General features: G+C 47.1%; 3 protein-coding genes. 2 read left to right on the top strand and 1 reads right to left on the bottom strand.

Annotated features, from left to right (window positions below):
* The first annotated feature begins 220 nt into the window (after positions 1-220).
* Positions 221-610: an ectoine synthase gene (locus tag FJM67_RS17125; protein ID WP_140591902.1), complete on the top strand. Its 390-nt coding sequence runs from the start codon at positions 221-223 to the stop codon at positions 608-610.
* A 145-nt stretch (positions 611-755) separates the two neighbouring features.
* Positions 756-2,195, top strand: coding sequence for an aspartate kinase (locus FJM67_RS17130; RefSeq protein WP_140591904.1), 1,440 nt, complete (start codon positions 756-758; stop codon positions 2,193-2,195).
* A 56-nt stretch (positions 2,196-2,251) separates the two neighbouring features.
* On the opposite strand, the gene FJM67_RS17135 is transcribed toward FJM67_RS17130, so the two are convergent.
* Positions 2,252-2,866, bottom strand: coding sequence for an EAL domain-containing protein (locus FJM67_RS17135; protein WP_328591937.1), 615 nt, complete (start codon positions 2,864-2,866; stop codon positions 2,252-2,254).
* Positions 2,867-3,042: the final 176 nt, after the last annotated feature.

A 3,042-nucleotide genomic window follows, 5' to 3' on the forward strand; every position in this document is an offset into this window, starting at 1 on the left:
GTTTTCTTGCCCAATCTGAAAGCTTCATTTACACCAATATATTACTATGTATATACATACAGTAACATAAAATCAGCAACAGTTGCAAACCCTGCCGGAAGAAACTATCTATTTTGAGGATGCCCAAAACTACCGGGTTGCAGTCTAGTTACTAGGCAGAGCTCCTAGAAATACTAGGAGCAAATCCTATCTCATAACAACCTACAGCGAGGAGAACAAAATGATTGTGCGTCAATTACAGGAATGCGAACAAACCGAACGCCGCGTGGTGTCCCCAGATGGTAAATGGCAAAGTGTGCGCATGTTGCTCAAAGGGGATGAAATGGGCTACTCCTTCCATATCACCACCATCTTTGCCGGAGCGGAATGCCAGTTCCATTATCAAAATCACTTTGAATCAGTATTTTGTATTGAGGGTGAAGGGGAGATTGAAAGCCGAGAAGATGGCAAGGTTTATCCCATCACTCCGGGTACGTTATACAACCTCAATCTTCATGATCGCCATACGCTAAGGGCCTTCACGGAATTGAAATTAGCCTGTGTGTTTAACCCACCGGTCACTGGGCAAGAGGTGCACAATAAAGAGGGCGCTTACGAGTTAGTGGATTAATGGCAGCGAGCGCTTAGAAATTGCGTCAGATTGTGCGCTAATGCGTAAAACATGCTTAATATTTAGGCGTCCTTGTGACACACTACGCCCCCGGTTAAAACAATGGCTGATGTGGGCTCAGCTAACACAAGAGTACTAGGTAAAAATGGGACAACATACAGTAGAAAAAATTGGCGGTACGTCCATGAGTGACTACCGTTCGGTGCGCGATAACATTATCTTCAAACCAAGTGGTGAAGATCTTTACCAACGTATTTTCGTCGTCTCTGCCTATGGTGGTATGACAGATAAATTGTTGGAGCATAAGAAGACCGGTGACGCCGGTGTGTATGCGTTGTTTTCTAAAGATCGCCAAGAAAATACGTGGCGCGAAGCACTTAAACACGTACGCGAGTCTATGTTGGATATTAACCGTCAGCTATTTGGCGAGAGTGAGCTGCTAAAACAAGCCGATGAGTTTATTGAGACCCGTTTGGATCAAGCCTCTGAAGTGTTAGAAGACTTAGGTCGTCTCTGCTCCCATGGCCACTTTGCTATCAGCGAGCACCTTTCTACCGTTCGGGAAATGCTTGCCAGCCTTGGTGAAGCGCACAGCGCGTGGAACATGGCCCATTTGCTAAAACGCGATGGCGTGAATGCAGTGTTTGTCGATCTTACGGGTTGGAATGCGTCTACGCACATGTCATTGGATGATCGCGTATTGGATTCTTTCAAAGATGTGGATTTGGCTACCCAGTTGCCGATTGCGACTGGCTACGCCCATAGCGAAACTGGTCTGATGACGACATTTGACCGTGGCTACTCAGAAATGACCTTTAGCCGTATTGCGGTACTAACGGAAGCCCGTGAAGCCGTGATTCACAAAGAGTTCCACCTAAGTAGTGCTGATCCTCGTTTAGTCGGTGAAGACAAAGCCGTACCGATTGGCCGTACTAACTATGACGTGGCGGATCAGTTGGCTAACTTGGGGATGGAAGCGATTCACCCGAAAGCCGCCAAAGGCTTGCGTCAAAGCAAAATCGCTCTGCGCGTGAAAAATACTTTTGAACCGGATCACAGCGGTACTTTAATTACCGGTGACTACGTATCTGATGCGCCTTGTGTCGAAATCATCGCCGGTTGCCGTGGTGTTTACGCGGTCGAGTTGTTTGACCAAGAAATGGCGGGTGAGATTGACCAGTTTGATATTGGTATCTTGCAGGTGTTGAACTCTTTGGGGGCACACATTATTGCCAAAGACATCAACGCGAACAGTATTACCCACTACCTTGGTACCAACCTGAAAACCATGAAACGGGTGATGCGTATCTTGCGCGAACAGTTCCCTGGCGCAGAAATTAATCAGCGCAAAGTGTCGATTGTTTCCGCTATCGGTTCCGATATGAAAACTACCGGTATGCTAGCCAAAGCAGTAAAAGCGATTTCTGAGCAAGATATCAACGTAATCGCTATGCACCAGTCTATGCGTCAGGTGGATATGCAGTTCGTGGTCGATGAAGAAGACTACGATGTGGCCATCCGCAGCCTACACAAAGAATTGGTGGAAGTTCACAACCATGGCCGCGCTATCTGCTTAGCATCCTAATTGCGGTTTATATTGGCTGAATTGAAAAGGCTCTCCGATATGGAGGGCCTTTTTAGTTAGTGCAGTGCTGATTTCTTCTGTGCTTCGATGGTTTCAGTAATGGCTTGTGGTAGCGCGTTGAATAGCGCTTCCGGCAGTGCTTTTGCGACTAGGTATCCTTGTCCCAAATCGCAGTGGATCTTGGCGAGGAAATCAAGTTGTTGTTCGGTTTCGATCCCCTCTGCGGTAACTTGCAAATTCAGCTTGTGGGCCATCGCCGTAATCGCTTCGACGATCATTTTATCGTCTGGGTCCCGTTCCAAGTCCATAACAAAGGACTTATCAATTTTTAGCAGATCGACCGGCAAATTTTTCAGCTGATTGAGGGAAGAAAAACCGGTGCCAAAGTCATCAATCGCGATACATATACCGAGATCCTTGAGCCGGTTTAATACATGCTTCGCCAGTTCCATGTCTTCCAATACCATGGATTCCGTGATTTCAAAACCAATATAGTGGCCAGGAATGCCATAGTCTTGAATGAGCCCTTTCACTAAAGGGAGTAGTGTAGGGTCTGCTACCTGTACCGACGATAAGTTCACATGGATAATGATAGGAGGTAGGTTTAAGTCTTGACGACGCTTAGCGTAGGTAAATGCCTCGCGAATAACATGGTGTCCGAGCTCTATAATGTGCCGTTCCTAGTTGTATGGAAAAATATTCCATATCGCCGGGCGAACAGTGTTCCCGGCTGTGAGTGCTCCAAGCTTACGCTCGGGCACTTACCCCCGAGGTATGGGACACCATCTTAGATTCTGCGCCTTCTGATTGCGCTACAGACCTAGATTGCTCTCGCTTCGAGAGTAGC

Source organism: Maribrevibacterium harenarium (assembly GCF_006385675.1).
GTDB lineage: Bacteria > Pseudomonadota > Gammaproteobacteria > Pseudomonadales > Marinomonadaceae > Marinomonas > Marinomonas harenarium.

Excerpts from the sequence above, each read along its gene's own strand:
- FJM67_RS17125 (WP_140591902.1), top strand. The coding sequence starts at position 221 with ATGATTGTGCGTCAATTACAGGAATGCGAACAAACCGAACGCCGCGTG.
- FJM67_RS17130 (WP_140591904.1), top strand. The coding sequence starts at position 756 with ATGGGACAACATACAGTAGAAAAAATTGGCGGTACGTCCATGAGTGAC.